Here is a 2,375-nt window from a genome sequence, read left to right as displayed (position 1 = left end):
CGCTCGCCCAGCCAGAGCCGCAGATTGTGCGCCATGGCACGGCCGATGATCCGCGGCGGCGGAACCATATAGAGGCTGTCGAGCAGCGAGAAGCGCCGCAGGAACCATTCCGCCAGCACGGGATCGGTCTCGGCGGCGCCCAGGAATTGGTCGAACAGCGCCCCGGAGGGCCGCCACCACCAGGGGACGGTTCCCTTGGTGCCGGCGTGGTGGAACGTGACGTCGCCGATCGCGTTCATCGTCCACACCGGGAAGGTGCTCTTGGCGGTGGCCCGGTTCAGCGCCGCGGCCACCTGGTCGTCGGGCAGTTGCAGGGCCCGGCGCAGATGACCGGCCTGCAGCGACGTCATCGTCATGCCCTGCCCGAAGGTGGGGTTGAAGCTGGCCACCGCGTCGCCGAAGGCGAGGATGCCGGCCGGGAGGCGCTCCAGCTTGTCGTAGCGGCGCCACTTGCTGGCCGGGAAGGCGTGAAACGCCGGATCGCCCAGCGGTTCGGCGTGCGTCAGGGCGGCGTTGAAGTGGTCCGGAAGCAGCCGGTGCGCCAGCTCCAGCATCTCGGGAAAGGTCTTGGGCGGTTTGGCGTTCGCCACGCCGAACGTGGTCAGCACCCAGGTGCCGTCCTCGTAGCACAGCATGCCCATGCCCAGGGACTCGTCGTGGGAGGCGCCGGCGACCACCACCTTCTCCGCGATCAGCCCGTCGGGGATGCGGAACTGCTGGGTGGCGTAATGGATGCCGATGTTCATCTCTTGCTCGACGGGACGCTGGAATCCCCACTGCTCCAACCACACCGGCAGCCGGGTGCCCCGGCCCGCCGCGTCGACGACCAGGTTCGCGGCCACGAACTCCTGATCGCCGCCGTCCGGGCCGGCGGGATCCAGCAGCACACCGGTCACCCGCTGTCGCGCCGGGTCGAAGCGCGGCTCGGCCACCGAGCGCCGCGCCACTGTCACGTTGTCGATGCCGAGGACGCGCGTGCGTAACTGCCATTCGAGGTGCGGGCGGCTGGGCACGTAGGCGGTGAACTCGTCGCGCAACGTGCTGCCGGTGCCCAGCACGTGGCCCGCGGCGCCCAGGTGGATGCAGTCGGGCCGGTTTTCCAGTTTGGGGACACCGGCGGCGACCATGTCGTCCAGCAGTCCGGGGAACAGGTCCTCGAATTCCATGGCCCCGCGCGCCATCAGCATGTGCAGGTGCCGGTCCTGGGGCACCGTCGCCCGGTTCGCCGGTTCGGCCGGCAATTCGTCGCGTTCGTACACCGTCACCCGCGAATACGCCTCGGCGAGCGCCCGCGCGGCGCAAAGGCCGGCGATGCTCCCGCCGATGACTACGGCGTGATCCCTGGCCGTTGCTGTGCTGTCCGGCATTGGCGGAGAGTACCCAGTACTGTGACGGACCAATGGCTCCCAGCGTTGGGAAAGGGCTGATGCATGGCCAATCGATGGCGGACCAAGTCGATCGAGCAATCAATCGCCGACACCGACGAGCCGGACACCAAGCTGCGTAAGGACCTGACCTGGCGAGACCTGGTCGTCTTCGGCGTCGCGGTGGTGATCGGCGCGGGCATCTTCACGGTCACCGCGTCCACCACCGGGGACATCACCGGCCCGGCCATCTGGGTGTCGTTCGTGATCGCGGCGGGCACCTGCGCGCTGGCCGCGCTGTGTTACGCCGAGTTCGCCTCGATGTTGCCGGTGGCCGGTAGCGCCTACACCTTCTCCTATGCCACCTTCGGGGAGTTCCTGGCCTGGATCATCGGCTGGAACCTCGTGCTGGAACTGGCGATCGGCGCCGCCGTGGTGGCCAAGGGCTGGTCGAGCTATCTGGGCACGGTCTTCGGATTCGCCGGCGGCACGGCCAGCTTCGGCGGGGCCCAGGTCGACTGGGGGGCGCTGGTGATCGTCGGCGGCGTGGCGACCCTGATCGCGCTGGGCACCAAACTGTCATCAAGGTTTTCCGCGGTGGTCACCGCGATCAAGGTGTCGGTGGTGCTCTTCGTCGTGGTGGTCGGCGTCTTCTACATCAAGCGCGCCAACTATTCGCCGTTCATCCCCAAGCCGGAGGCCGGTCGCGAGGCCAAGGGCATCGACCAGTCCGTCCTGTCGCTGCTGACCGGCGCGCACAGCAGTCACTACGGCTGGTACGGCGTGCTGGCCGGGGCGTCCATCGTGTTCTTCGCGTTCATCGGGTTCGACATCGTCGCCACCATGGCCGAGGAGACCAAGAACCCGCAGCGCGACGTGCCGCGGGGAATCCTGGCGTCGCTGGGCATCGTGACCCTGCTCTACGTCGCCGTCGCGGTGGTGCTGTCGGGCATGGTGTCCTACACCGAACTCAAGACGGTCCGCGGCCGCGGGCAGGCGAACCTGGCCACC

Annotated in this window: 2 protein-coding genes; one reads left to right on the top strand and one right to left on the bottom strand. The window is 68.5% G+C overall.

Going from position 1 to position 2,375, the window contains the following annotated elements; all coding sequences use genetic code 11:
* A partial coding sequence (locus tag A9W96_RS12800) for an NAD(P)/FAD-dependent oxidoreductase (protein WP_067140182.1) occupies positions 1-1,367 on the bottom strand: 1,367 nt, incomplete at its 3' end.
* Between the two features lie 63 nt (positions 1,368-1,430).
* Here A9W96_RS12800 and A9W96_RS12795 point away from each other — a divergent pair.
* Positions 1,431-2,375, top strand: a 945-nt coding sequence (locus A9W96_RS12795) for an amino acid permease (RefSeq protein WP_156748733.1), incomplete at its 3' end; no start/stop codon positions are given.

Source organism: Mycobacterium sp. 1245852.3 (assembly GCF_001669335.1).
GTDB lineage: Bacteria > Actinomycetota > Actinomycetes > Mycobacteriales > Mycobacteriaceae > Mycobacterium > Mycobacterium europaeum_A.
This window is presented reverse-complemented; position numbering and strand designations above follow the sequence as displayed.